Raw genomic sequence first — 23,455 nt, forward strand, 5'->3', positions numbered from 1 at the left:
GCGCGGCTTGTCGAGAAATACGCGGGGTCACAACCCCGGTGTCTTCAACTTCGCCAGGCAGCTGTCCGGCTTACCGTTGCTTCGATAGGCTTCACTGCCGCAGGTTGCGCAGGTGTACTTGATCAGACTGCCTCGGCTGCCAGTCATGCTTTTGCGCCACCTGCAGCGCTTTGCGCGGCGCGGACGCCGCCCAAGAAGTATGATGATGATGAAGGCAAAAAGTCCGCCCAGCAGAAGAACCGCCTGTTCGGTCTCCATTGCCAAGCCTCACGTCTCCTGTCGGCGATCACCGCTCGAACGATTGTCCACCGAAAAATTTGGAAAGAGCGGCCTCAGACCGTCCGCTCCACCATCAGCTTCTTGATCTTCGCAATCGCCGCCGCCGGGTTCAGGCCCTTGGGGCAGGTCTTGGCGCAGTTCATGATCGTGTGGCAGCGATAAAGCTTGAACGGGTCCTCAAGGTCATCCAGCCGCTCGCCCGTGCCCTCGTCCCGGCTGTCGATGATCCAGCGATAAGCATGCAGCAGCGCCGCCGGCCCCAGGTACCGGTCGCCGTTCCACCAGTAGGACGGGCAAGAGGTCGAACAGCAGGCACACATGATGCACTCGTAAAGCCCGTCCAGCTTTTCGCGGTCCTCGATGGACTGCTTCCACTCCTTCGCGGGCGCCGGTGTCTCGGTTTCCAGCCAGGGCTTGATACTCGCATGCTGGGCGTAGAAATGCGTCAGATCCGGGATCAGGTCCTTGACCACAGGCATATGCGGCAGCGGATAGATCTTCACCGCACCTTTCACCTCGTCCACGCCATAGGTGCAGGCCAGCGTGTTGATCCCGTCGATGTTCATCGCGCAGGACCCGCAAATCCCTTCGCGGCAGGAGCGGCGGAAGGTCAGCGTCGGGTCGATCTCGTTCTTGATCTTGATCAGCGCGTCCAGGATCATCGGTCCGCAATTGTCCATATCGACGAAATAGGTGTCGATCGCCGGGTTTTTGTCATCATCCGGGGACCAGCGGTAAATCTGGAACTCCTTGACGTTCTTGGCCCCTTCCGGACGTGGCCATGTCTTGCCCCGCGTGATGCGGGAATTCTTGGGGAGTGTCAGCTGAACCATGTCGCTTCTCCTTGTCGTGGGCAGAGACCTGCCTGTTTGATGTCCATTCTCATGCCCCGCCCTTGCGGACGAAAAGCGTATTCTGTTCGGCTTCGAGCGTGATCTCGAAACCCAAATCCTTGATGCGTGCCACCAGGTCCACCTCCCAGGTGTCCGCATGGTCCGTCTCGACCAGCATCGCGTCGGGCAGCCAGCCGCCCGCGTCCAGCAGCGGCTGCAGCACTGCCACCTCGGCACCTTCGACGTCGATCTTGAGGACCGAAATATCGTGGCCCTCGGCCTCGCCAATAAAGTCGCTCAAAGGCCGCACCGGCACCAGCGTCCCGCCATCCCGCACCCCCGGCCGGATCGGCATCAGCGACGCCTGCCCGAAATTCCGCGAGCGGTAGTTCAGCACCGCCTCACCGCGCTCAGCGCCCAGCGCACATCCCTCGATCCGCACCACTTCGCCCAGACCGTTCAGGCGGATGTTGTACCCCAGCCGCCCGATCATCGCGGGCGCAGGCTCAAAAGCGATCACGCGGCTCCCGGCGCCCGCCGCCACGCCCAAAGGCACCGCATAGGCCCCTGAATTCGCCCCGATATCCAGCACGAAGGCATTGCGCCCCTCGACCATCTCGGTGAGCGCCGTCAGGCACTGCATCTCCGGCGGCTGGCCATCGCGCCAGATCATCCGGTCGGTGTAATTGTCACGCGGGTCCACGTACATCCGGACACCCGCGAAAGACACCACCTCCGGCGGCAGGATCGGCACCAGCGTCTGCCGCATCTTCTTGTCGGAATTGCGAAACGCCGCGCGCAATGCCGCACTCATCCCCGGATCGGCATGAGGGTGATCCATCATCCCCATCACCCCAGTATCCCGTTGCCCACAGCACGGCTCTGAATGCACTGCGTCGTCTCGGGCCGCGACAGCACCGCGCGTGCCGTCGCCACCGTGTTATCGTTGACGCCGACGACAGCGGCACGGGCAAACTCGCGGATTTCCAACGCCGTGGCATTGTCGATAATGCAATCGGTAAAGGGCGTGATCAGCTCCTTCGGCACCTGCGGGAACCGCGTCGCCAGCGTCTCGGTCACGACGCCCATGGCCCCCTGCCGCGCGGTATCGTCAACGGCCTGCTGCACCTGCGTGCAGGCCGAGACGAAAACCAGTATCGCAACCGCAAGAAGCCTCATCTGATCGCAGAAACCCTCAGCGCATCAACCGCCCGTTGCCACAGTAAAGCGTGCCCCGGAAAAAACCGGAATACCCCGGCGGGCAGGTCAGCGTACGCCAGAAATCAACCTCTGCCTGGAATGCCGCATCCGGATCATAGGTCGGCGCGGGCACAACAGGCGCGCTAACCGCGACGGGCTCGGCCGCTGCCACGCCCGTGGCACGTGCCGCACATTCGTTGATCCGTGCGGCCGCTTCCGGGGTCACCTGGTCATAAGGCTCGATCCGAACCACCGATGTCCCGCCGAACAGCGTTCTCGATTGCCAGGTCGTCCGCATCTGCGCCAGCCCGCCGATGCCAAGCTCCCGCTTGCAGGCGAGGATCGCCTGACGCTGTGACGCAGGGTCGGCCGAGGTCTGTGCGCTGACAACAAGCGGCGCGGAAGCCATCAGCAGTGCGGTAAGAGCGGCAGCAAGAATGCGCATCAGTAAACCCTCGCCTTCGGTGCGATCTTCTTGAGGTCGATCCCACCCTCGTTGTGGCTCGTGAGCGGCTTCAGATGCACGCCCCGGAAACCCAGCGACGCCTCGTTCCCCTTGAACCAGATCAGCGAATGCTTGCGCCAGTTCTCGTCGTCGCGGTCCGGATAATCCTCATGCGCATGCGCACCGCGCGATTCTTTACGCGCCGCCGCCGCCGTGATCGTCGCCACCGCATTTGGCATCAGGTTGGTCAGCTCCAGCGTCTCCATCAGGTCCGAGTTCCAGACGAGGCTCTTGTCCGTCACATGCAGATCATCGAGCTTGCCCGCGACGTTCTTCATTTTCTCCTCACCCTCGGCCAGCGTCTTGTCGGTGCGGAAAACGGCGGCATCCGCCTGCATCGTCTTCTGCATCTCCAGCCGCAACTCGGCCGTGGGCACATGCCCGTTGGCATAGCGCAACCCGTCAAAGCGCGAGAAAGCCGCCTCGACCGACCGCTTGTTCGGCGTCGGCACGGGCGCCTCGGCATCCACCACTTCCTTGGCCCGGATCGCAGCCGCGCGCCCGAACACCACAAGGTCGATCAGCGAATTCGACCCCAACCGGTTCGCCCCATGCACCGATGCACAACCCGCTTCACCCACGGCCATCAGGCCGGGCGACACATTGTCCGGGTTGTCCTTGGTCGGTGCCAGCACCTCGCCCCAGTAGTTCGTCGGAATACCGCCCATGTTATAGTGCACCGTCGGCAGCACCGGGATCGGCTCTTTCGTCACGTCCACGCCCGCAAAGATACGCGCGCTTTCCGAAATCCCCGGCAGACGGAGTTCCAGCGTCTCGGGCGGCAGGTGGTTCAGGTGCAGATGGATGTGGTCCTTGTTCTCACCCACACCACGCCCTTCGCGGATTTCCATCGTCATGCAGCGCGAAACCACGTCACGCGACGCGAGGTCCTTGTAGGTCGGCGCATAGCGCTCCATGAACCGCTCGCCCTCGGAGTTGGTGAGGTACCCGCCCTCGCCGCGTGCCCCTTCGGTGATCAGGCACCCGGCACCGTAGATGCCCGTCGGGTGGAACTGCACGAACTCCATGTCCTGCAGCGGCAGACCCGCCCGCGCGGTCATCCCGCCACCGTCGCCAGTGCAGGTATGCGCAGAGGTCGCCGAGAAATAGGCCCGGCCATAGCCACCCGTCGCCAGAACAACCATCTTTGCGGCAAATAGGTGCATCGTGCCATCGTCCAGCTTCCAGCAGAGCACACCCTGACACACGCCGTCATCCGACATGATCAGGTCGATCGCGAAATACTCGATGTAGAACTCCGCGTTGTTTTTCAGCGACTGTCCATAAAGCGTGTGCAGGATCGCGTGCCCGGTCCGGTCCGCGGCGGCACAGGTCCGCTGCACCGGCGGGCCTTCCCCGAATTCCGTGGTGTGCCCGCCAAACGGACGCTGGTAAATCTTCCCGTCCTCGGTCCGGCTGAACGGCACACCGTAATGCTCCAGCTCATAGACCGCCTTCGGCGCCTCACGCGCCAAGTACTCCATCGCGTCCGTATCACCCAGCCAGTCCGAGCCCTTGACCGTGTCATACATATGCCATTGCCAATTGTCGGGCCCCATGTTGCTCAGGGATGCGGCGATGCCACCCTGTGCCGCCACCGTGTGCGAGCGGGTCGGGAAAACCTTGGAAATACAGGCCGTGCGCAGCCCCTGCTCCGCCATGCCCAGTGTCGCGCGCAGCCCGGCCCCGCCGGCGCCCACGACAACCACATCGTATTCGTGGGTTTCATAATCATATGCGGCCATATCGTTCTCCCCTCGGGAATGAAATCAAAGCGCCAGCTTGGCGATGGCAAAAATGCCCACCGCCGCCGCGCCGTAGCTCAGACAGGTCATCAGGATGATCGTGATCTTCTGCGCGGTTCCGTGCACATAGTCTTCGATCAGCGTCTGACAGCCGTCGTTGAAATGCTTGAACCCCACCGCCAGCGTCAGCGCCGCTATGATCGCGGGCGTCGGACGTCTGTAGTAGGCGAGGATTTCCTCGTAAGTCCCGCCCAGCGCCGCGCCGAAGGTAAAGACAAACAGAGGCACGAGGATCAGCAACGCCACCGAGCTGACCTTCATCGACCAGAAATGCTCCGTGCCCGACTTGGCCGAACCCAGCCCCATCGCGCGCTTGCGGTCTGTCAGATAAGCCATCGTCTATCTCCTTACCAAAGCACTGCGACAGTGATCAGCGTCAGCAGAACCGACCCGCCCAGACAGGCCCAGCCCAGCTTTTCCGCCGTGGGAATATCCAGCCCATAGCCGTTATCCCAGATCAGGTGCCGGATACCGGCCAGCGTGTGGTACCAAAGGCCCAGCACCGAAAAGAACATGACCAGATCGCCGAACCAGCTGGTGACGAAGGCATTCGCGGTGTTGAAATATTCCTCCGACGTCGCCGCGGCGAGAAACCACCAAACGATCATCAGCGCCGCGATCAGAAGCGCGTTGCCGGCGATCCGCGTCAGGATCGAGGTCATCGAGGTCAGTTGCGGGCGGTAGATCGTCAGATGGGGCGACAGGGGACGGTTGCCCCGGTTTACATCGGCCATGGCACGGGTCCTTCGAAGCTGGCTGTGTATTCAAGTTGACTGCATCGATTCATAGCGGAATTTGCCGCAGTGTCACGGGGTCCGGCACATTTGACGCAGGCTTTGACGCAGATTTTCTCGCCGTTTCAACTTCATCACCGTGTAAGCGCCCAAGTAAGCGTATTTTGTGATCACACGTGATATGCGCGTGATCACAGCCCGCCGTGTCAATCGGCAGACGACTCAGTTGCTTGGTCGTCTCGCGCTGCAGTTTGCGTCTGATTTGCGCCGGATAATCCTCGAACCCGTTCGCGGTGATCACAAATGCCCCCTCCCCCACGATGAGATTCTCGAAAAAGTAGGCCGTCAGGTCTGTCTCTTCCGTTTCGATAGCCAGCGCATTGATGGTAATCCCCCGCGCTTTCATCTCTGCCAGCTTCTCGCGCGGCTCCACGCCCTCGTTCGACACGCCGTCGCCGGACACATCGATCACCCGGCGCTTGCACGCCGGCACCTGATCGAACAGCTCAGCCGACACGTCGATCGCCTCTCCAATCGCGGTCGAGAAATTGCGCCAACGCCGCAGGTCGTCCACTATGCGGACGGCCAGGGCGCTGACATCCTCCACCGAGGTGATCGCCGTCCAGCCAATGGTCTGCCGCTGTCGGCTGGCACCCGTCCATTGCACCAGGGTCACCTGCGCCTGGGCATCGACCAGCGCATCCTGCACGATCCCGTCGTTCAGCGCGGCGGCGAGCCCCTGCATCTGGATGCGATATTCGCGGCCATCGACGGATCCCGACACATCGACCGCCAATACCAGCGCAAGTTCGCAGGCCAGCGCCGGCCGCAAGAGAAAGAAACTGAGGAAAACCGCGATGCACCGCATGGCTCCAAGGCTACCTCAGCGCAGGCGGCCACGCACGCTGAAATGAACTCTCTTCAAATCGCCACCGGTCGGCCACAAAATCTCCACCTCGGCACTTATCCACCGATTCGGGTAATCCCGATGGGCGGAATTCCGCAGAAATTTCGCGCCGCTGCCATTTCGATTGCAGAATCACCCTGCGCGTCCGTTCATTTCCGTTCTGACCCGGCACCGTTGGATACGCCGGACTTGGCCGAGAATATGGAGAATGCCGCCTTTTTCTCGGCCAAAAGTTTCTGTGCACCGCGGGATTTGCGCGCCCTGCGACGCGTGGTTTTTTGCACTCAATCACCACAGGTCACCACCACTCGCAACGCAAGCCATCAGTCCATAAGATGTCCGGATTGAGCCATAATGACGAACAGCCCGACTGATGTGATTGTCTCATTTTCTGCGCTCCGAAAATTCAGACAAGCTACTGTTTTATATAACAATTACGCTCAAAATAGACGATCCGTGCATGCAGTCGGCCAGCCCAGTCTCAATCATCGCAGCCGCAGACTCACTCATGCGCTGCCTTCACACCAATCACAGGCAAAGTACATCATTCCTTCATAGCGGGAATTGCTCACGGAATCGGCCCTGGCGCCGCCGACTGGGATTTGAGTAAAAACCACCGGAGAAGCCTGTTTGCGTGCCAGAAAATCACCAAATTCGATTGCCATTCTTGTCCCGACAACAAATCAACACCGGGAAGCTCATCATGGTACGAGTGCAAAAAACCGCATCCGAAAGCCAACTGGCACCTGTGGCACGCCTGAAACGTTTCTGGCGCGACGAGGCTGGCAACGCGACAATCGAATCCATCATCTGGTTTCCGATCTTCGCGATCCTCCTCGCATTCATCATGAATGTCTCGATCGTGTTCTTCACTGAATCCCAGATGCTGCGCGTTGTGCAGGACGGCAATCGCGCGTTTTCCCTGGGCCGCCTAGCAGATGCGCAGGAAGTTCAGAACTATATCCTTACGCGGCTAAGCTATCTCGAAGCCAATCTCGACATCTCGACCAACATCTCGGACGGCTTCGTGATGACCAGCCTCAAAGCTCCGGCGGGTGACCTGATGCCGCTCAATTTCATGAACAGCGCGTTCAACGGGATCACGATTAATGTCAGCGCCCAGCAAATTGTAGAGTTCTGATCCGATGATGCTGAATACTTCCCACAAGCACCAGGACCGGCCCCACTGGACAACCGACGAAGACGGGTCTGCCACCATCCTGTCTCTCTTCTTCCTGCTGATCTGCCTTGTGATGGGGGGTATTGCCATCGACTTCAACAAGGCGATGTCGGAACGCACCCGGCTTCAGGTTGCCGCCGATGCCGCCGCTCACGCCGCGCTCTACACCCGCGAAACCAAAACCACGGGCGAAGCCCGCCAGGTCGCGCTCGACACCGTTGCAAGCATGCTGCCCGAGAATAAGTTCGGTCGCAGCGCGCTGACCAGCGCGGACATCATCTTCGGCAAATGGGACCCCGAGACGCAAACTTTCACGGCGAACGAGGGCTCCCGATCGGCAGTCAAAGTCAGTGCGCAGATGGTGGAAGATCGCAACAACGCCTCGCGCAACATCCTGCTGCGCATGATTGGCTTCGACACCTTCAATATCGGCGTCGATTCAATTTATACTACTTACTACCCCGGCTGCTTCACCGAAGGCTTCGTTTCCGAACAAATCGTTGACATACAGTCAAATAACAGCTTCACCGACGGGTTCTGTATTCACTCCAACACCTACGTAAGCCTGAACCAGAACAACTATTTTGAACCGGGCACCGTGGTGTCTATGCCCAACATCAACGACCTTGATATCCCTGAATCGGGTTTCAAGCTAAACGAAGGGCTCGGGACCGCCCTGCGCGAGGGGAAATACCGCATGCGGCTGCTGAGCAAACTCCCGGGCATCATCGACAGCTTCTGGGGCGCAGAGCAAGATCATCTGCCGCCCTACGTCGACCATGGTTATGCTTACAACATCGAATTCGACCAGTTTCCGGGGCTGCCTTTGAACGAGGAACCACCAAAAAAGAAATATACCATGTCCGTTATACCGTATCATTTTGCGCCCAACGCGGTAAACAGGAAGTACTGCTTCGGCAAGAGCTCCATCACCCTGGAGGCAGGACTCTACAGCTCTTTCTTGCTGATCACCGATTGCAAGGTGAACTTTGCCAACGGTGTCGTGCTGGAGGACGTGGTGATCGCCACAACATCGGAAGACATCAGTTCTTTCTATTCAGGCCAAGGTCTGCAACTGGGCCGCGATGACAATTGTGCCGAGGGCGGCGGCGTGACGTTGATGACGCTGGGCGGGTTCAAGGCGGCAGCCTCGCTCAGCGCCTTCAACGCGCAGATCCTCGCCATGAAAGACATTGAATTCGCCGCCAAAGCCGACGGTGTCGTGGGCGCGTCCTTTGTCTCCAATGGGCGGATAGACGGCACCAGCAACATGAGCATGGGCTATTGCAAAAACCGCGGCATGGAAAATGCTTTCCGTGCCCCGTACTTCCGTATGGTGAAATAACACCAGCGGTCCCCTGACACGATCTCCCCGGCGAACGAGAAAGGGGCGCGCCAACCGGAGCGCCCCTTTCTGCAATTTCGTCTGGTCCGATCAGGCCAGGCTCTCGTCAATGCCCTTGCAGGCCTCGACAAGGCCCTTCACCGCGTTGACGGAATTGTCGAACATCGCCTGCTCGTCCTTGTTCATGGAAATCTCGACAACGCGCTCCACGCCGCCCGCGCCGATCACAGTCGGCACGCCGACGTAGAAACCTTTCAGCCCGTAGGCCCCGTCCACGTAGGCCGCGCAGGGCAGTACGCGCTTCTGGTCCTTCAGATAGCTTTCCGCCATCTCGATGGCACTGGTCGCAGGCGCATAAAACGCCGAACCGGTCTTCAACAGACCCACGATCTCCGCCCCGCCGTCACGGGTCCGCTGCACGATCGCATCGAGCCTTTCCTGCGTGGTCCATCCCATCTTGACCAGATCCGGCAGCGGGATACCGGCCACGGTCGAATAGCGCACCAGCGGCACCATCGTGTCGCCATGTCCGCCCAGCACAAAGGCGGTCACGTCCTTCATCGACACATCGAACTCGGTCGCAAGGAAATGACGGAACCGCGCCGAGTCGAGAACCCCCGCCATGCCGCAGACCTTCTCATGCGGCAGGCCCGAGAATTCGCGCAGCGCCCAGACCATCGCATCCAGCGGGTTGGTGATGCAGATCACGAAAGCATTCGGCGCATGCTGCGCAATGCCTTCGCCCACGGACTTCATGACCTTGAGGTTGATACCCAGCAGGTCGTCCCGGCTCATGCCCGGCTTGCGCGGCACGCCGGCTGTCACGATGCACACGTCCGCGCCCGCGATATCCGCATAATCCTGCGTGCCCGAGAGCGCCGCGTCGAACTTGCCTGCCGGACCCGATTCCGCGATGTCGAGCGCCTTGCCTTCGGGAATGCCCTCCGCGATGTCGAACAGAACGACGTCGCCGAGCTCCTTCAGGGCTGCGAGATGCGCGAGCGTGCCGCCGATTTGCCCCGCGCCAATAAGCGCGATCTTGGGTCTGGCCATGGTGAAATCTCCGAGATGGGTTGCTTTCAGGCGGGGATAGCGAAATGCGTCTCATCCTGCAAGCGAAGGTCGCTGCGCTGCAACATTTGTCGGGCCCTTTGCGAAACCGCTTCTGTTCCTTGTCGGTGGACAGCATCGCGCCAGTGTTGTCAGTTGTGCCGTATTTCCAGACTGGACCACGCCCCGCGATGCTGACCCTCGATCTCTTCTTCTTCCTCGTTGCGGGCCCGGCGGTGATGTTCGCCGGCATATCGAAGGCCGGTTTCGGTTCGGGTGCCGCCTTTGCCTCGGCCACGATCCTCGCGCTGGTCGTGGAACCGGGCCTCGCGCTCGGGGTCATGCTGCCGATGCTGATGCTGATCGACGTCAGTTCCCTCAAACCCTACTGGCGGAAATGGAGCACGCCCGATGTGGCCCTGCTGGTCCTTGGCGGGTTGCCGGGGATCGTCCTCGGCGCGCTCCTCTACCGCGTCGCCTCCCCCGATCTCTTCCGCCTGCTGATCGGCGGCGTCTCTGTGGGTTTCGTGCTGTGGCGGCTGCTCCTGGCCTCGGGCCTGCTGACGCTCGCCCGTCAACGGATGCCCGACTGGGCTGGCGTCGCTTGGGGCGTGGCCGTGGGTTTCACGACCTTCATCAGCCACGCGGGCGGCCCACCCGCCGCCATCTTCCTGCTCACCCGGGGCCTGAGCAAGACGCAATACCAGGCCTCGACGGTCCTGCTGTTCTGGCTCCTGAACATCGTGAAGTTCGTTCCCTACGCCGCCCTCGGCATGTTCACCGCGCAGACCTTCATGGCCAACCTCGTGCTTGCGCCCTTCGCACTCATCGGCACCTGGCTCGGGGTCAAGGCGCATAACCTTGTCTCCGAACGGCTGTTCTTTGGCCTCACCTACACGTTGCTGATGATCACCGGGACCAAGCTGATGTGGGATGGCCTCACCTGAACATGTGAAAAGGCGGGCCTCACCAGCCCGCCCATGTCAACCGACCAGTCCCGCCTTCTTCAGGCGTCGTTATCGGCACTCGGCAGCGCCTCGGCCACCCGCTCGAAAGACTGGCCCGAGGCCACGAGACAGGTCAGCCCGCCGGGCACCGTCACGGTGATCGTCCAGCTTCCCGTCTCGGTCGAGGCAAAGACCTCCACCACCGCGTTGTTCGCGCCCAGCCCAACGGACTGCCGCGTCTCGCCATAACCCGACGCCAGCCGTTCGACCACCGCATCGCGCGGGGCACAGTTGCGGCCCTGCGCGGCCACATCCGTTGTCGAGACAAGATAGAGCACCGCCGCCGCCATCAGCGCGCCCAGATTGAGCATTTTCATGGTTCTGTTCATCCTAAGTGCCTTCGTTCGAAAGGCCGCACCCCGGTCCTCGGACCATCCCCGGGTTTTCCCGGCGGGACCTGGGTGGCCCAGGTTTGTACGTGTCGCTGCCACTCCCGTCCGCACTCTTCGGCGGCCTTGCCGAAACGGCTCTCCCCGTGGGATGCAACTGGGGACACTCTGCGGATCAGGCTTGAAGTAATGGTTAACGCTGCGTCCGCTTGCCCTCTCAATTTGAATTTTGCTGCACTGCGGCATAAATAGGGTTGAACTTTTCGATAAATAATGCCCCCTTGCGCGCAACATTCTGACCCGGCGACCTCGCCGCCCCAGCCCGAAAGCAGCCCATGCCCAAGATCGCCCGCCCTTTCCGCTCCGTCCTCTACATCCCCGGCTCCAAGCCCCGCGCCCTCGACAAGGCCCGTGGCCTGCCCTGCGATGCGATCATCTTCGATCTAGAAGACGCGGTGACGCCCGATGAAAAGGTCGCCGCCCGGGAAACACTCGCCGGAGCGCTCAAGGAAGGCGGCTACGGCAAGCGCTACCGCGTGATCCGTATCAACGGCCTCGACACCGAATGGGGCGCCGACGATGCCAAGGCCGCCGCCGCCATGGACGCTGACGCAATCCTGCTGCCCAAGGTGGGCTCCCCCGCCGACCTCGAAGCACTTGCCGAAATCGTCGGTGACAAATCCCTCTGGGCCATGATGGAAACGCCGGGTGCCATGCTCAACGCCCCCGCCATCGCCGCACACCGCCAGTTGGAAGCAATGGTCATGGGCACCAACGACCTCGCCAAGGACCTGCAGACCCGCTTCCGCCCCGACCGCCTGCCGCTGATGACCGGCCTCGGCCTCTGCGTCCTCGCCGCCAAGGCCCACCAGATCGCCATCATCGACGGCGTCTACAACGCCTTCAAGGACGACGAAGGTCTCAAGGTCGAATGCGATCAGGGGCGCGACATGGGCATGGACGGCAAGACACTGATCCACCCCGCGCAGCTTGACGTCGCCAACGCCGCCTTCTCGCCTTCGGAGGCAGAAGCCGACCTCGCCCGCCGCCAGATCGCCGCCTTCGAGGAAACCGAGGCCTCCGGCCAGGGCGTCGCCGTCGTCGACGGCAAGATCGTAGAAAACCTGCATGTTGCCACCGCCCGCGAAACACTGGCAAAACTCGAGGCGATTGCCGCCCTCAACGAAGGATGACGCCATGACCCTCCTGATCCTCGGCCTTGCCCTCTGGACGTTTGCCCACTGGTTCAAACGCCTCGCCCCCGACGCCCGCGTCAAACTCGGAGATCCGGGCAAAGGCATTGTCGCCGTCCTGATCGTCGCGGGCGTGATCCTGATGATCCTTGGCTACCGCGGTGCCGATTTCATCCCGGTCTGGTACCCGCCCAGTTGGACGATCCACCTGAACAACCTGCTGATGATCCTCGCCTTCTGGATCTACGGCTCCTCCGCCGCCAAGGGCGCCAAGGCATGGCCCGCCTACAAAACCCGCCACCCCCAGCTCATAGGCTTCAAGACATGGGCCTTTGCCCACCTCATCGTGAACGGCGATCTGGCGTCGATCATCCTCTTCGGTGGTCTGCTCGCCTGGGCCGTGACCGAGGTGATCATGATCAACCGCGCGGAACCCGACTGGACCCCGCCGCCCCCCGCAGGGGCCAAAACCTACATCCGCCTCGCCGTGATCACCGTCGTGCTGGTCGCCCTCGTCGCCGCGATCCACACATGGCTCGGCGTCTGGCCCTTCCCGTCATAAGGAATACCCCATGAAACTCTACCGCTTCCTCTCAGAAGAGGACACGTCCGCCTTTTGCCACAAGGTCACCGACGCCCTGAACAAGGGCTGGGAGCTCTACGGTTCGCCGACCCAGACCTGGGATGACGCCGCAGGCGTGATGCGCTGCGGACAGGCCGTGGTGAAAGAGGTCGAAGGCACCTACACCCCCGACACCAAGCTGGGGGACCACTGATGTCCAAAACCAACGCAGGCCGTTTCTTCGAGGACTACACGCTGGGTGAGACGATCCACCACGCGGTGCCCCGCACGGTGAAGATGGGCGAACGCGCCCTCTATCACATGCTCTATCCGGCGCGCCATGCGCTCCATTCCTCGGACCAATTCGCCCAGACCTGCGGTTTGCCCTTCAGTCCGCTGGATGACCTCATCGCCTTTCACATCGTCTTCGGCAAAACCGTGCCGGACGTGTCTTTGAATGCCGTGGCAAACCTTGGCTACGCGCAAGGACGATGGGTCACGCCGGTCTGGCCCGGGGACACACTCCGCAGCCAATCGGAAGTCATCGGCCTCAAGGAAAACTCCAACGGCAAGACCGGCGTCGTCTATGTCCGTACCACCGGACTGAACCAGCATGACGAAACGGTGATGGAATACATCCGCTGGGTGATGGTCCGCAAACGCGACATCGATGCCCCCGCACCCGAAACGGTGGTCCCGGACCTGCCCAAGGCGCTGACCGCCGACCAGCTTGTGGTCCCCAAAGGCCTCGACTTCACGAACTACGACTTCACCCTTGCCGGGGAACCGCACCGCTGGTCCGAGTACGCCATCGGCGAAACCATCGACCACGTCGATGGCGTCACTATCGAGGAAGCCGAGCACATGATGGCCACGCGCCTCTGGCAGAACACCGCCAAGGTGCATTTCGATACCTCTGCCCGCCCTGACGGCACCCGCCTGATCTACGGCGGCCACGTCATCTCCATGGCCCGCGCGCTCAGCTTCAATGGGCTTGCCAATGCCCAGATGATCGTCGGCCTCAACGGCGGCGCGCACGCCAACCCCTGCCTCGCGGGCACCACGGTGCGCGCGTGGTCCGAAGTGCTCGACAAGGCCGAGACCGATGCTCCCGGCGTCGGCGCGATCCGCCTGCGCCTCGTCGCCACCAGCGGCGGCGCGCCCTTCGCCCTGCGCGGCGAGGATGGCAAATACCTCCCCGAGGTGCTGCTCGACCTCGATTACTGGGCGCTCATGCCCCTCTGAAGCCTGTGGATTAACGAAGGAATCACCTGTAACACGCAGGTTTCCCGCCGCTTTCTCCCGCAATCCGCCGCCAACCGCCGGTGGAACAGCCTGAAGAAACCGTCAACCGCGCCATATTTGTGATCACACTATTTTTCGCTGTGATCACAAATGTCGCTTTACTCTGGCAATCGCCCGAATTCTCGGAAAAGCTTTCCCCGAACCATAAGACTGCGGGCCCGCCAGCCCGCAACTTGAACCAGAACGGGACCGTTTTCCATGAACATCCACGAATACCAGGCGAAAGCCCTCCTGCGCAGCTTTGGCGCGCCCGTCTCCGATGGCCGCGTCGTGCTCAAGGCCGAAGATGCCAAGAACGCCGCAGGCGAGCTTGACGGACCGCTCTGGGTCGTCAAGGCGCAGATCCACGCGGGCGGCCGCGGCAAGGGCAAGTTCAAGGAGGCCGACGCCGGCGACGGCGGCGGTGTGCGTCTGGCGAAATCCGTGGAAGAAGCCGCCGAGCAGGCCAAGAAAATGCTGGGCCGCACGCTGGTCACCCACCAGACCGGCCCCGTCGGCAAACAGGTCAACCGCATCTACATCGAGGACGGTTCCGGCATCGAGACGGAACTCTACCTCGCCCTGCTCGTCGACCGCCAGACCTCCCGCGTCTCCTTCGTCTGCTCGACCGAGGGCGGCATGGACATCGAGGAAGTCGCCGCAGCGACCCCCGAAAAAATCCTCAACTTCTCCGTCGACCCCGCCACCGGCTACCAGCCCTTCCATGGCCGCCGCATCGCCTTCGCGCTGGGTTTGCAAGGCAAGCAGGTCAAGCAATGCGTTTCGCTGATGGGCCTGCTCTACAAGGCGTTCCTCGACAAGGACATGGAGATGCTCGAGATCAACCCGCTGATCGTCACCGACGGCGGCGATCTCAAGGTGCTCGACGCCAAGGTCTCCTTCGACGGCAACGCCATCTACCGCCACGCCGACATCGCCGAATTGCGCGACACGACCGAGGAAGACCCCAAGGAACTGGAAGCCTCCAAGTACGACCTCAACTACATCGCTCTGGACGGCGAAATCGGCTGCATGGTCAACGGCGCGGGCCTTGCCATGGCGACCATGGACATCATCAAGCTCTACGGCGCCGAACCTGCCAACTTCCTCGACGTGGGCGGCGGTGCCACCAAGGAAAAGGTGACCGAAGCCTTCAAGATCATAACCTCCGATCCCAACGTCAAAGGCATCCTCGTCAATATCTTCGGCGGCATCATGCGCTGTGACGTCATTGCCGAGGGCGTGGTCGCCGCCGTGAAAGAGGTGGGCCTCAAGGTCCCGCTGGTCGTGCGCCTTGAAGGCACGAACGTGCAGCAAGGCAAGGACATCATCAACAACTCCGACGTGGATGTGATCGCGGCGGATGACCTCAAGGATGGGGCGCAGAAGATCGTGAAAGCCGTCAAAGGCTGAACCGATGCGAGGCGCGCGCTCACATCAACTCATCGCACTGTGCGCAGGCCTTGGTCTGAGCTCAGTGCTTTTGAGCGATGTGCAAGCAGGCGGCCCACAGGCCACCGCCCGCGCCGCCATGGACCTCTTCGCCGACCACTGCTTCTCCCCCTTCCACACCGCCGAGAAGGCCCGCAAGGCCTTCGCCCTCTCCGGCACCACTTACGACTTCTACGACCTCGACCCCTTCTCCATCGCCGATCCCTCCCCTGCCACAGGCCGCCCGGTAACCCCCGGCACCGACCGCCGCTGCGAAATCGCCTTCCCCGGCAACCATGCCGACAAGGCCGCGACAACCGCTGTCGAGGCACTGAACAAAGAGGGCATCATCACCCCCACCCCCCTGCCCGCCTCCTACACCGAAACCGACACCACCACCCTTCTCGCTGCGCGAAAGCTCAACCCGCGCCGCACCGCCATCGTCCACGTGGGCACCCGCAAGGGGCCCCAGGGCACCGAAACCTTCATGCTGGTGGAGCGCCTTCTGCCCACCGACGACCAAAACTAAGGAACAGACATGGCCGTACTCGTCGACGAAAACACACGCGTTATCTGCCAGGGCCTCACCGGCTCACAGGGGACATTCCACACCGAACAGGCCATCGCCTATGGCACCAAGATGGTCGGCGGCGTCACTCCCGGCAAAGGCGGACAGGAACACATCGGCCTGCCGGTCTTCAACTCCGTCCACGAGGCGAAGCACAAGACCGAGGCCAACGCCTCCGTCATCTACGTGCCCCCGCCCTTCGCGGCCGACTCGATCCTCGAAGCCATCGACGCCGAAATGCCCCTGATCGTCTGCATCACCGAAGGCATCCCGGTCCTCGACATGATGCGCGTCCAGCGCGCGCTCGAAGGTTCCAAGTCGCGCCTCATCGGGCCCAACTGTCCCGGTGTCATCACGCCCGACGCCTGCAAGATCGGCATCATGCCCGGCCACATCCACAAGCGCGGCTCCTGCGGCGTGGTCTCCCGCTCCGGCACACTCACTTATGAGGCGGTGAAGCAAACGACCGACCTCGGCTACGGCCAGTCCTCCGCCGTGGGCATCGGCGGCGACCCGATCAAGGGCACCGAACATATCGACGTGCTCGAGATGTTCCTCGCCGACCCCGAAACGGAATCCATCATCATGATCGGCGAAATCGGCGGCTCTGCCGAAGAGGACGCCGCCCAGTTCCTCGCCGACGAGAAAAAGAAAGGCCGCTGGAAGCCCACCGCAGGCTTCATCGCCGGCCGCACCGCCCCTCCGGGCCGCCGCATGGGCCACGCAGGCGCCATCGTCGCCGGCGGCAAGGGCGGCGCCGAGGACAAGATCGAAGCCATGCGCTCCGCTGGCATCGTCGTGGCCGACAGCCCCGCGACACTGGGCGAGGCCGTCAAGGAAGCAATCGAAAAAGGCTAACCCCGTGGGTCGGACATTCTTGTCCGACCCACCCGCAACCCACGGGAGGACGACCAATGACCATGGACTTCATGACCGCCGTCAAAACCTGCCTGACGCAGAAATACGCCAAGTTCGAAGGCCGCGCCTCGCGTTCCGAATACTGGTGGTTCTTCCTCTTCGTGGTCCTCGGCTCCATCGTGGCGATGTTCCTCGGCCCGCTCTCCTTCATCTTCACCCTCGCCATCATCGTCCCGATGCTGGCCGTGGGTTTCCGCCGCCTGCAGGACACCGGCCGCCCCGGCTGGTGGATCGTGATCCCCGCCGTCCTCAGCCTGCTGAACACGCTGCTGGCCCCGGACATGCCCGACGAGGCCGCCATCGCCGCAGGCGAATTCCCCGACACCGGCTCGGTGCTCGTCTCCGGCATCCTCGGGATCATCGGCCTGATCGTCAGCCTCGTTTTTCTGTGGTTCCTCACCCGACCCAGCCAGCCCGAAACCAATCAGTACGGGCCCCCACCCGCGCCCGCCGCCTGATCCAAGTCCAGCCCAGCCATAAGGTGACGCCATGACCGAACAACCCGCCAACGACCATTTCCACGCCTCCTCCTTCATGGAAGGCGAGAACGCGGAATACCTCGAACAGCTCTACGCACGCTACGCCGCCGACCCCTCGTCGGTGGACGAGGCATGGCACAGCTTCTTCAGGGCCATGGGCGATGACCGCAAGGCGGTCGAGGCCGAGGCACAGGGCCCCTCATGGGCCCGCCGTGACTGGCCCCCGACCCCGGCTGGCGATCTCGAAGGTGCCTTGAACGGCATCTGGCCCGAACCGGTCGAGGCCAAGGCCGCAGGCGACAAGATCAAGGCCAAGGCCGCCGAGAAGGGCGTCGAAATCACCGACAAGCAGGTCAAACAGGCCGTGCTCGATTCCATCCGAGCGCTGATGCTGATCCGCGCCTACCGTATCCGCGGCCACCTCGCCGCCGATCTTGACCCGCTGGGCATGCGCGACGCGGGCGACCACCCCGAGCTTGACCCCAAGGCCTACGGTTTCACCGACGCCGACATGGACCGCCCGATCTTCATCGACAACGTGCTGGGGCTTGAGGTCGCGACGATGCGCCAGATCGTCGGCATCGTAAAACGCACCTACTGCGGCACCTTCGCGCTCCAGTACATGCACATCTCCGATCCCGAACAGGCGGGCTGGCTCAAGGAACGCATCGAAGGCTACGACAAGGAAATCTCTTTCACCAAGAACGGCCGCCGCGCGATCCTGCAAAAGCTGGTCGAGGCGGAAGGCTTCGAAAAATTCCTGCACGTCAAGTACATGGGCACCAAGCGTTTCGGCCTTGATGGTGGCGAAAGCCTCGTTCCGGCGATGGAGCAGATCATCAAGCGCGGCGGCCAGCTGGGCCTCAAGGAAATCGTCATCGGAATGCCCCACCGGGGCCGCCTCAGCGTCCTCGCCAACGTGATGCAGAAGCCCTACAAGGCGATCTTCAACGAATTCCAGGGCGGCAGCTTCAAGCCCGAGGACGTGGATGGCTCGGGCGACGTGAAATACCACCTCGGCGCCTCACATGACCGCGAATTCGACGGCAACGAGGTGCACCTCAGCCTCACCGCCAACCCGTCGCACCTCGAGGCTGTGAACCCCGTGGTACTGGGCAAGGCCCGCGCCAAGCAGGACCAGTTGAACGACAAGGACCGCACCGCCGTCATGCCGCTGCTGCTCCACGGTGACGCGGCCTTCGCTGGTCAGGGCGTCGTGGCCGAATGCTTTGCCCTGTCGGGCCTGCGCGGCCACAAGACCGGCGGCACCATGCACATCGTTGTAAACAACCAGATCGGTTTCACAACCGCGCCCCACTTCTCGCGCTCCTCCCCCTATCCCACCGACAACGCGCTGGTGGTCGAGGCGCCGATCTTCCACGTCAACGGCGACGACCCCGAGGCCGTGGTTCACGCCGCCCGCGTTGCCACGGAATTCCGCCAGAAGTTCCACAAGGACGTGGTCATCGACATCATCTGCTACCGCCGCTTCGGTCACAACGAAGGCGACGAGCCGATGTTCACCAACCCGGTGATGTACAAGCGGATCAAGGGCCACAAGACCACGCTCAGCCTCTACTCCGACCGCCTCGTCAACGACGGCCTCGTCCCGGCGGGCGAGATTGAGGATATGAAGGAAGACTTCCAGAAGCTGATGAACGACGAGTTCGAGGCAGGCAAGGACTACCGCCCGAACAAGGCCGACTGGCTGGACGGCAAATGGTCCCACCTCGACACACAGAAAAAGAAAAAATACCAGCGCGGCAAGACCGCGATCAAGCAAGAGACCCTGCAGGAAATCGGCAAGGCGCTGACAACGGTGCCCGACGGCTTCCCGCTGCACAAGACCGTCGGCCGCCTGCTCGACGCAAAGTCCGGGATGTTCGAAAGCGGCAAGGGCTTCGACTGGGCCACCGCTGAGGCGGTCGCATTCGGCTCCCTGCTGACCGAAGGGTACAAGGTCCGCCTCGCGGGGCAGGATTCCACCCGCGGCACCTTCTCCCAGCGCCATTCGGCCTTCATCAACCAGGAGAGCGAGGAGCGCTACTATCCGCTCAACCACATCCGCGAGGGGCAGGCCGAGTACGAAGTGATCGACTCGGCGCTCTCCGAATACGCGGTGCTGGGGTTCGAGTACGGCTACTCTCTCGCCGAACCAAACGCGCTCACCCTCTGGGAGGCACAGTTCGGCGACTTCGCAAACGGCGCGCAAATCATGTTCGACCAGTTCATCAGTTCCGGTGAATCGAAATGGCTCCGCATGTCGGGTCTCGTCTGCCTGCTGCCCCACGGCTACGAGGGCCAGGGCCCCGAGCACTCCTCGGCCCGCCTCGAACGCTTCCTCACCATGTGCGGCGGCGACAACTGGATCGTGGCCAACTGCACCACACCGGCCAACTATTTCCACATCCTGCGCCGCCAGCTGCACCGCAGCTACCGCAAGCCGCTGATCCTGATGACGCCCAAGTCGCTTCTGCGTCACAAGCTTGCGGTCTCCACGGCGGATGAATTCACCACCGGCTCAAGCTTCCACCGCGTCCTCTGGGACGACGCGCAGCATGGCAATTCCGATACGACACTGGTGCCGGACGATCAGATAAAGCGCGTCGTCATGTGTTCCGGCAAGGTCTACTACGACCTGCTCGAAGAACGCGACGCCCGTGGCATCGACGACATCTACCTCTTGCGGTTCGAGCAGTTCTATCCCTTCCCCGCGCAATCCGCGGTCAAGGAGCTGGAGCGCTTCAAGAACGCCGAAATGGTCTGGTGCCAGGAAGAGCCCAAGAACCAGGGCGCCTGGGCCTTTATCGAGCCCAACATCGAATGGGTGCTGGGCCGCATCAAGGCCAAGCACACCCGCCCCGTCTACGTGGGCCGGACGACGGCAGCCTCGCCCGCCACGGGCCTTGCCAGCCAGCACAAAGCACAACAAGCCGCCCTCGTGGACGAGGCGCTGACACTCAAAGGATCGAAGTAATGACAGAAGTACGTGTCCCCACCTTGGGCGAATCCGTGACCGAGGCGACCGTAGCGACATGGTTCAAGAAACCCGGTGATGTCGTCGCCGTGGACGAAATGCTCTGCGAGCTGGAAACTGACAAGGTGACGGTCGAAGTGCCGAGCCCCGTGGCCGGTAAACTGGAAGAAATCGTCGCAGCCGAAGGCGAAACCGTCGGCGTCGACGCGCTGCTCGCCAATATCTCCGAAGGCGACGGCGGCTCCAAGGCCGCGCCCAAGGGCCGCGAAAGCGCCAAGGATGAAGCCGCCGCCAGCCAGGCCGCCCGCGAAGCCGCCGATGGCGATACCGGTGCCTCCTCCTCCGGCGGCAGCGGCGAGAAGGTCGACGTCATGGTCCCCACCCTGGGCGAATCCGTAACCGAAGCGACCGTCTCCACCTGGTTCAAGAAAGTGGGCGACACCGTCGCGCAGGACGAAATGCTCTGCGAGCTTGAAACCGACAAGGTCTCGGTCGAGGTCCCCGCCCCCGCCGCAGGCACGCTCTCCGAAATCCTCGCAGCCGAAGGCAGCACTGTCGAGGCCAAGGGCAAGCTCGCCGTGGTCACCGCCGGTGCAGGTGCCGCGGCCTCCGCCCCCGCGCAGGAAAGCGCCCCCGCACCCGCCGCCGCCAGCCCCGCTTCCGGCAAGGACGTCGAAGACGCACCTTCCGCCAAGAAAGCCATGGCCGAAGCAGGCCTCAGCCGCGATCAGGTCACGGGCTCCGGCCGCGACGGCCGCGTCATGAAAGAGGACGTCGCCAAGGCGCTCGCCGCAGGCACCTCCGCCGCCGCCGCCCCGCAGGGCAAGGAAGCCCCCCGCGCGCCCTCCGCCCCCGACGACGAAGCCCGCGAAGAGCGCGTCCGCATGACCCGCCTCAAGCAGACCATGGCCCGCCGTCTGAAGGAAGCGCAGGACACCGCCGCGATCCTCACGACCTTCAACGAGGTCGACATGACCGAGGTCATGGCGATCCGCAACGAGTACAAGGATGCCTTCGAGAAGAAGCACGGCGTGCGCATGGGCTTCATGTCCTTCTTCACCAAGGCCGCCTGCCATGCGTTGAAGGAGATCCCCGAGGTCAACGCCGAAATCGACGGCACTGACGTGATCTACAAGAACTACGTCCACATGGGCATGGCCGCAGGCACGCCCACGGGCCTCGTTGTCCCGGTGATCAAGAACGCGGACAGCCTGTCCTTCGCTGACATCGAAAAAGAGGTCAGCCGCCTCGGCAAGAAAGCCCGCGATGGCAAGCTCACCATGAGCGACATGACCGGCGGCACCTTCACCATCTCCAACGGCGGCGTCTACGGTTCGCTGATGACAGCGCCCATCTTGAACCCGCCGCAGTCGGGCATCCTTGGCCTTGCGAAAATCCAGGACCGACCCGTCGCCCTCAACGGTGAGGTCGTGATCCGGCCAATGATGTACATCTCCCTCAGCTACGATCACCGCCTGATCGACGGCAAGGGCGCGGTGACCTTCCTGGTGCGAGTGAAGGAAATGATGGAAGACCCCCGGCGGTTGCTGATGGATTTGTAAACCAGGATGGGTGAAACCACACATCCTACGTAGGATGGGTGCTCTGCACCCATCTTCCACATTGCGTAGGAAGCAAACAGGGACCGTTAAAATGACCGAACTCCAGATCCTCGCCGCCTACGGCCTCCTCGTCCTCCTGACGATCCTGCTTCAGGTCCTCGGCTCCATGCAGACCCTCTCCATGGGCTACCTGATGTCCGCCCGGGACGAGCCGCGCGAGGTGGGCCGCATGACCGCCCGCATCCGCCGCGCGCTCGACAACTCGGTTACCGCCATGGCGCTCTTTGCCCCAGCCGTGCTGCTGCTCGAGGTGCAGGACCGGACGACCGATGCCACATTGCTGGCCGCCCAGGTCTTCCTGATCGCGCGCATCATTTACCTGCCCGTCTACGCCCTCGGCGTGCCCGCGATCCGCACCCTCGCCTGGCTCGCCGGCTTCGCCGCCACCGCCGTGCTCTATTTCCTCGCGCTCTGACGGGCCCCGGAAAGGAAACCGCCATGACCCCCGAACTGACCTACCTTCTCTGGGCCGTGATCCTGCTCATCGTGCATATCGTGGCGCAGGCCACCTTCTCGGACCTCTCCAAGGGTCTCGGCTGGGCGCTCGGCCCGCAGGACGAAGCGCGCGACCAGAACGCCGTCGCGGGCCGCATCCAGCGGGCACTCAGGAACTACCTCGAAACCCTGCCCGCCTTCATCGCCCTTGCCCTTCTGCTCAAGGTCACCGAAAGCGGCACGGCCACCTCCGCCCTCGGTGCCGCCATCTGGTTCTGGGCCCGCGTCGCCTACATCCCGGCCTATGCCTCGGGCATCCCCATGGTCCGCTCCGTGGCATGGTTTGCCTCGATTGCCGGCCTCATCATGATGATGCTCCCGTTCTTCTAAGGCATGTCCCCCGAACTCACCGCCCTCACGCTCGCTGCCCTCTGGCTTGCCGTGCAATTCGTGGCCTATGCCACGCTGGCCAACCGCGACCTTGGCCCTGGCTACACCCTGTCCCCCCGCGACCGCGAACCCAACCGCGAGATGTCCCGTACCACCGCCCGCCTCGGCCGCGCCTTCGAGAACCACGTCCAATGGCTCCCTCTCTTCGCCATCGCCGTGCTGATCACCGAACTCAGCGCCCAGAACAGCACCTTCACCGCCGCCTGCGCCTGGGCCTACCTCGCCGCCCGCGTGGCCTACGTTCCCGCCTATGCCATGGGCCTTGTCCCCTGGCGCTCCCTCATCTGGGCGGTGGGCTTCCTCGCCTCTGTCGCCATGCTCGGCGCCGCCCTCATGTAACTTCATCTTTCCAACTACACCTC

General features: G+C 62.7%; 28 protein-coding genes. 16 read left to right on the forward strand and 12 right to left on the reverse strand.

Going from position 1 to position 23,455, the window contains the following annotated elements; all coding sequences use genetic code 11:
* Positions 1-27: 27 nt before the first annotated feature.
* From AB2B41_RS15570 to AB2B41_RS15615, 10 genes are all read right to left on the reverse strand, one after another.
* Entirely contained in the window at positions 28-258 is a 231-nt protein-coding gene (locus AB2B41_RS15570) for a hypothetical protein (protein ID WP_367878734.1), read from the reverse strand.
* Positions 259-332: 74 nt separating this feature from the next.
* Positions 333-1,112 (reverse strand): succinate dehydrogenase iron-sulfur subunit, encoded by a 780-nt coding sequence (locus AB2B41_RS15575; protein WP_367878735.1) that lies wholly within the window; start codon positions 1,110-1,112, stop codon positions 333-335.
* A 49-nt stretch (positions 1,113-1,161) separates the two neighbouring features.
* Positions 1,162-1,956 carry an FkbM family methyltransferase gene (locus tag AB2B41_RS15580; RefSeq protein WP_367878736.1) on the reverse strand — a complete coding sequence of 265 codons (795 nt, stop codon included), beginning with the start codon at positions 1,954-1,956 and terminating at the stop codon, positions 1,162-1,164.
* A gap of 5 nt (positions 1,957-1,961) precedes the next feature.
* Complete coding sequence (locus tag AB2B41_RS15585; protein ID WP_367878737.1) at positions 1,962-2,291, reverse strand: hypothetical protein; 330 nt, start codon at positions 2,289-2,291, stop codon at positions 1,962-1,964.
* A gap of 16 nt (positions 2,292-2,307) precedes the next feature.
* Entirely contained in the window at positions 2,308-2,757 is a 450-nt protein-coding gene (locus tag AB2B41_RS15590) for a hypothetical protein (RefSeq protein ID WP_367878738.1), read from the reverse strand.
* Positions 2,757-4,562 carry a succinate dehydrogenase flavoprotein subunit gene (sdhA, locus tag AB2B41_RS15595; RefSeq protein ID WP_367878739.1) on the reverse strand — a complete coding sequence of 602 codons (1,806 nt, stop codon included), beginning with the start codon at positions 4,560-4,562 and terminating at the stop codon, positions 2,757-2,759. Before sdhA ends, AB2B41_RS15590 begins: the two co-directional genes overlap by 1 nt.
* 24 nt (positions 4,563-4,586) lie before the next feature.
* Positions 4,587-4,958, reverse strand: coding sequence for a succinate dehydrogenase, hydrophobic membrane anchor protein (sdhD, locus tag AB2B41_RS15600; RefSeq protein WP_367878740.1), 372 nt, complete (start codon positions 4,956-4,958; stop codon positions 4,587-4,589).
* Positions 4,959-4,969: 11 nt separating this feature from the next.
* Entirely contained in the window at positions 4,970-5,356 is a 387-nt protein-coding gene (gene sdhC, locus AB2B41_RS15605) for a succinate dehydrogenase, cytochrome b556 subunit (protein WP_367878741.1), read from the reverse strand.
* Positions 5,357-5,405: 49 nt separating this feature from the next.
* A complete protein-coding gene (locus AB2B41_RS15610; RefSeq protein ID WP_367878742.1) occupies positions 5,406-6,224 on the reverse strand; it encodes a DUF1194 domain-containing protein in 819 nt (272 codons plus the stop codon).
* Between the two features lie 545 nt (positions 6,225-6,769).
* Positions 6,770-6,928, reverse strand: coding sequence for a hypothetical protein (locus AB2B41_RS15615; protein WP_367878743.1), 159 nt, complete (start codon positions 6,926-6,928; stop codon positions 6,770-6,772).
* Between the two features lie 38 nt (positions 6,929-6,966).
* On the opposite strand from AB2B41_RS15615, the gene AB2B41_RS15620 reads away from it, so the two are divergent.
* A complete protein-coding gene (locus AB2B41_RS15620; protein WP_367878744.1) occupies positions 6,967-7,404 on the forward strand; it encodes a TadE/TadG family type IV pilus assembly protein in 438 nt (145 codons plus the stop codon).
* Positions 7,405-7,408: 4 nt separating this feature from the next.
* The gene (locus AB2B41_RS15625; RefSeq protein ID WP_367878745.1) at positions 7,409-8,788 is read left to right on the forward strand and encodes a Tad domain-containing protein; all 1,380 of its coding nucleotides are present in this window, start codon (positions 7,409-7,411) and stop codon (positions 8,786-8,788) included.
* Positions 8,789-8,878: 90 nt separating this feature from the next.
* On the opposite strand, the gene mdh is transcribed toward AB2B41_RS15625, so the two are convergent.
* Positions 8,879-9,841 carry a malate dehydrogenase gene (mdh, locus tag AB2B41_RS15630; protein ID WP_367878746.1) on the reverse strand — a complete coding sequence of 321 codons (963 nt, stop codon included), beginning with the start codon at positions 9,839-9,841 and terminating at the stop codon, positions 8,879-8,881.
* 188 nt (positions 9,842-10,029) lie between these two features.
* Here mdh and AB2B41_RS15635 point away from each other — a divergent pair, with 188 nt between their 5' ends.
* Positions 10,030-10,785: a sulfite exporter TauE/SafE family protein gene (locus AB2B41_RS15635; protein ID WP_367878829.1), complete on the forward strand. Its 756-nt coding sequence runs from the start codon at positions 10,030-10,032 to the stop codon at positions 10,783-10,785.
* Between the two features lie 59 nt (positions 10,786-10,844).
* Here the strand turns inward: AB2B41_RS15635 and AB2B41_RS15640 are convergent, their stop codons facing one another.
* The gene (locus AB2B41_RS15640) at positions 10,845-11,174 is read right to left on the reverse strand and encodes a hypothetical protein (protein WP_367878747.1); all 330 of its coding nucleotides are present in this window, start codon (positions 11,172-11,174) and stop codon (positions 10,845-10,847) included.
* A 335-nt stretch (positions 11,175-11,509) separates the two neighbouring features.
* Here AB2B41_RS15640 and AB2B41_RS15645 point away from each other — a divergent pair, with 335 nt between their 5' ends.
* From AB2B41_RS15645 to AB2B41_RS15705, 13 genes are all read left to right on the forward strand, one after another.
* Entirely contained in the window at positions 11,510-12,367 is an 858-nt protein-coding gene (locus tag AB2B41_RS15645) for an HpcH/HpaI aldolase/citrate lyase family protein (RefSeq protein WP_367878748.1), read from the forward strand.
* A gap of 4 nt (positions 12,368-12,371) precedes the next feature.
* The gene (locus AB2B41_RS15650) at positions 12,372-12,929 is read left to right on the forward strand and encodes an NnrU family protein (RefSeq protein WP_367878749.1); all 558 of its coding nucleotides are present in this window, start codon (positions 12,372-12,374) and stop codon (positions 12,927-12,929) included.
* 10 nt (positions 12,930-12,939) lie between these two features.
* The gene (locus AB2B41_RS15655; protein ID WP_367878750.1) at positions 12,940-13,143 is read left to right on the forward strand and encodes a DUF1737 domain-containing protein; all 204 of its coding nucleotides are present in this window, start codon (positions 12,940-12,942) and stop codon (positions 13,141-13,143) included.
* On the forward strand, positions 13,143-14,174 hold the full coding sequence (locus AB2B41_RS15660) for a MaoC family dehydratase (protein ID WP_367878751.1): 1,032 nt from the start codon (positions 13,143-13,145) through the stop codon (positions 14,172-14,174). The genes AB2B41_RS15655 and AB2B41_RS15660 overlap by 1 nt, the downstream gene beginning before the upstream one ends.
* Positions 14,175-14,432: 258 nt before the next feature.
* Positions 14,433-15,626, forward strand: coding sequence for an ADP-forming succinate--CoA ligase subunit beta (sucC, locus tag AB2B41_RS15665; RefSeq protein ID WP_367878752.1), 1,194 nt, complete (start codon positions 14,433-14,435; stop codon positions 15,624-15,626).
* A 70-nt stretch (positions 15,627-15,696) separates the two neighbouring features.
* A complete protein-coding gene (locus AB2B41_RS15670) occupies positions 15,697-16,173 on the forward strand; it encodes a succinyl-CoA synthetase subunit beta (RefSeq protein ID WP_367878753.1) in 477 nt (158 codons plus the stop codon).
* Between the two features lie 9 nt (positions 16,174-16,182).
* Entirely contained in the window at positions 16,183-17,070 is an 888-nt protein-coding gene (gene sucD, locus AB2B41_RS15675; protein WP_367878754.1) for a succinate--CoA ligase subunit alpha, read from the forward strand.
* A gap of 56 nt (positions 17,071-17,126) precedes the next feature.
* Complete coding sequence (locus AB2B41_RS15680; protein ID WP_367878755.1) at positions 17,127-17,588, forward strand: DUF805 domain-containing protein; 462 nt, start codon at positions 17,127-17,129, stop codon at positions 17,586-17,588.
* 31 nt (positions 17,589-17,619) lie between these two features.
* A complete protein-coding gene (locus AB2B41_RS15685; protein WP_367878756.1) occupies positions 17,620-20,586 on the forward strand; it encodes a 2-oxoglutarate dehydrogenase E1 component in 2,967 nt (988 codons plus the stop codon).
* The gene (gene odhB / locus AB2B41_RS15690) at positions 20,586-22,148 is read left to right on the forward strand and encodes a 2-oxoglutarate dehydrogenase complex dihydrolipoyllysine-residue succinyltransferase (RefSeq protein WP_367878757.1); all 1,563 of its coding nucleotides are present in this window, start codon (positions 20,586-20,588) and stop codon (positions 22,146-22,148) included. The genes AB2B41_RS15685 and odhB overlap by 1 nt, the downstream gene beginning before the upstream one ends.
* A 91-nt stretch (positions 22,149-22,239) precedes the next feature.
* Positions 22,240-22,623: an MAPEG family protein gene (locus tag AB2B41_RS15695; RefSeq protein WP_367878758.1), complete on the forward strand. Its 384-nt coding sequence runs from the start codon at positions 22,240-22,242 to the stop codon at positions 22,621-22,623.
* 23 nt (positions 22,624-22,646) lie between these two features.
* Positions 22,647-23,033, forward strand: coding sequence for an MAPEG family protein (locus AB2B41_RS15700; protein WP_367878759.1), 387 nt, complete (start codon positions 22,647-22,649; stop codon positions 23,031-23,033).
* A 3-nt stretch (positions 23,034-23,036) separates the two neighbouring features.
* On the forward strand, positions 23,037-23,432 hold the full coding sequence (locus AB2B41_RS15705; RefSeq protein ID WP_367878760.1) for an MAPEG family protein: 396 nt from the start codon (positions 23,037-23,039) through the stop codon (positions 23,430-23,432).
* Positions 23,433-23,455 lie beyond the last annotated feature (23 nt).

It is taken from the genome of Sulfitobacter sediminis, assembly GCF_040811725.1.
GTDB lineage: Bacteria > Pseudomonadota > Alphaproteobacteria > Rhodobacterales > Rhodobacteraceae > Sulfitobacter > Sulfitobacter sediminis.

What these genes read in the sequence shown, in the direction of transcription:
- AB2B41_RS15660 (WP_367878751.1), top strand. Translation starts at nt 13,143, where the DNA reads ATGTCCAAAACCAACGCAGGCCGTTTCTTCGAGGACTACACGCTGGGT.
- AB2B41_RS15655 (WP_367878750.1), top strand. Translation starts at nt 12,940, where the DNA reads ATGAAACTCTACCGCTTCCTCTCAGAAGAGGACACGTCCGCCTTTTGC.
- AB2B41_RS15645 (WP_367878748.1), top strand. Translation starts at nt 11,510, where the DNA reads ATGCCCAAGATCGCCCGCCCTTTCCGCTCCGTCCTCTACATCCCCGGC.
- AB2B41_RS15685 (WP_367878756.1), top strand. Translation starts at nt 17,620, where the DNA reads ATGACCGAACAACCCGCCAACGACCATTTCCACGCCTCCTCCTTCATG.
- AB2B41_RS15650 (WP_367878749.1), top strand. Translation starts at nt 12,372, where the DNA reads ATGACCCTCCTGATCCTCGGCCTTGCCCTCTGGACGTTTGCCCACTGG.
- AB2B41_RS15635 (WP_367878829.1), top strand. Translation starts at nt 10,030, where the DNA reads ATGCTGACCCTCGATCTCTTCTTCTTCCTCGTTGCGGGCCCGGCGGTG.
- AB2B41_RS15695 (WP_367878758.1), top strand. Translation starts at nt 22,240, where the DNA reads ATGACCGAACTCCAGATCCTCGCCGCCTACGGCCTCCTCGTCCTCCTG.
- sdhC (WP_367878741.1), bottom strand. Translation starts at nt 5,356, where the DNA reads ATGGCCGATGTAAACCGGGGCAACCGTCCCCTGTCGCCCCATCTGACG.
- AB2B41_RS15620 (WP_367878744.1), top strand. Translation starts at nt 6,967, where the DNA reads ATGGTACGAGTGCAAAAAACCGCATCCGAAAGCCAACTGGCACCTGTG.
- AB2B41_RS15700 (WP_367878759.1), top strand. Translation starts at nt 22,647, where the DNA reads ATGACCCCCGAACTGACCTACCTTCTCTGGGCCGTGATCCTGCTCATC.
- AB2B41_RS15610 (WP_367878742.1), bottom strand. Translation starts at nt 6,224, where the DNA reads ATGCGGTGCATCGCGGTTTTCCTCAGTTTCTTTCTCTTGCGGCCGGCG.
- AB2B41_RS15615 (WP_367878743.1), bottom strand. Translation starts at nt 6,928, where the DNA reads ATGGCAATCGAATTTGGTGATTTTCTGGCACGCAAACAGGCTTCTCCG.
- odhB (WP_367878757.1), top strand. Translation starts at nt 20,586, where the DNA reads ATGACAGAAGTACGTGTCCCCACCTTGGGCGAATCCGTGACCGAGGCG.
- AB2B41_RS15640 (WP_367878747.1), bottom strand. Translation starts at nt 11,174, where the DNA reads ATGAACAGAACCATGAAAATGCTCAATCTGGGCGCGCTGATGGCGGCG.
- sdhD (WP_367878740.1), bottom strand. Translation starts at nt 4,958, where the DNA reads ATGGCTTATCTGACAGACCGCAAGCGCGCGATGGGGCTGGGTTCGGCC.
- AB2B41_RS15575 (WP_367878735.1), bottom strand. Translation starts at nt 1,112, where the DNA reads ATGGTTCAGCTGACACTCCCCAAGAATTCCCGCATCACGCGGGGCAAG.
- sucD (WP_367878754.1), top strand. Translation starts at nt 16,183, where the DNA reads ATGGCCGTACTCGTCGACGAAAACACACGCGTTATCTGCCAGGGCCTC.
- sucC (WP_367878752.1), top strand. Translation starts at nt 14,433, where the DNA reads ATGAACATCCACGAATACCAGGCGAAAGCCCTCCTGCGCAGCTTTGGC.
- AB2B41_RS15590 (WP_367878738.1), bottom strand. Translation starts at nt 2,757, where the DNA reads ATGCGCATTCTTGCTGCCGCTCTTACCGCACTGCTGATGGCTTCCGCG.
- AB2B41_RS15570 (WP_367878734.1), bottom strand. Translation starts at nt 258, where the DNA reads ATGGAGACCGAACAGGCGGTTCTTCTGCTGGGCGGACTTTTTGCCTTC.
- AB2B41_RS15580 (WP_367878736.1), bottom strand. Translation starts at nt 1,956, where the DNA reads ATGATGGATCACCCTCATGCCGATCCGGGGATGAGTGCGGCATTGCGC.
- AB2B41_RS15680 (WP_367878755.1), top strand. Translation starts at nt 17,127, where the DNA reads ATGACCATGGACTTCATGACCGCCGTCAAAACCTGCCTGACGCAGAAA.
- AB2B41_RS15705 (WP_367878760.1), top strand. Translation starts at nt 23,037, where the DNA reads ATGTCCCCCGAACTCACCGCCCTCACGCTCGCTGCCCTCTGGCTTGCC.
- AB2B41_RS15625 (WP_367878745.1), top strand. Translation starts at nt 7,409, where the DNA reads ATGATGCTGAATACTTCCCACAAGCACCAGGACCGGCCCCACTGGACA.
- mdh (WP_367878746.1), bottom strand. Translation starts at nt 9,841, where the DNA reads ATGGCCAGACCCAAGATCGCGCTTATTGGCGCGGGGCAAATCGGCGGC.
- sdhA (WP_367878739.1), bottom strand. Translation starts at nt 4,562, where the DNA reads ATGGCCGCATATGATTATGAAACCCACGAATACGATGTGGTTGTCGTG.
- AB2B41_RS15585 (WP_367878737.1), bottom strand. Translation starts at nt 2,291, where the DNA reads ATGAGGCTTCTTGCGGTTGCGATACTGGTTTTCGTCTCGGCCTGCACG.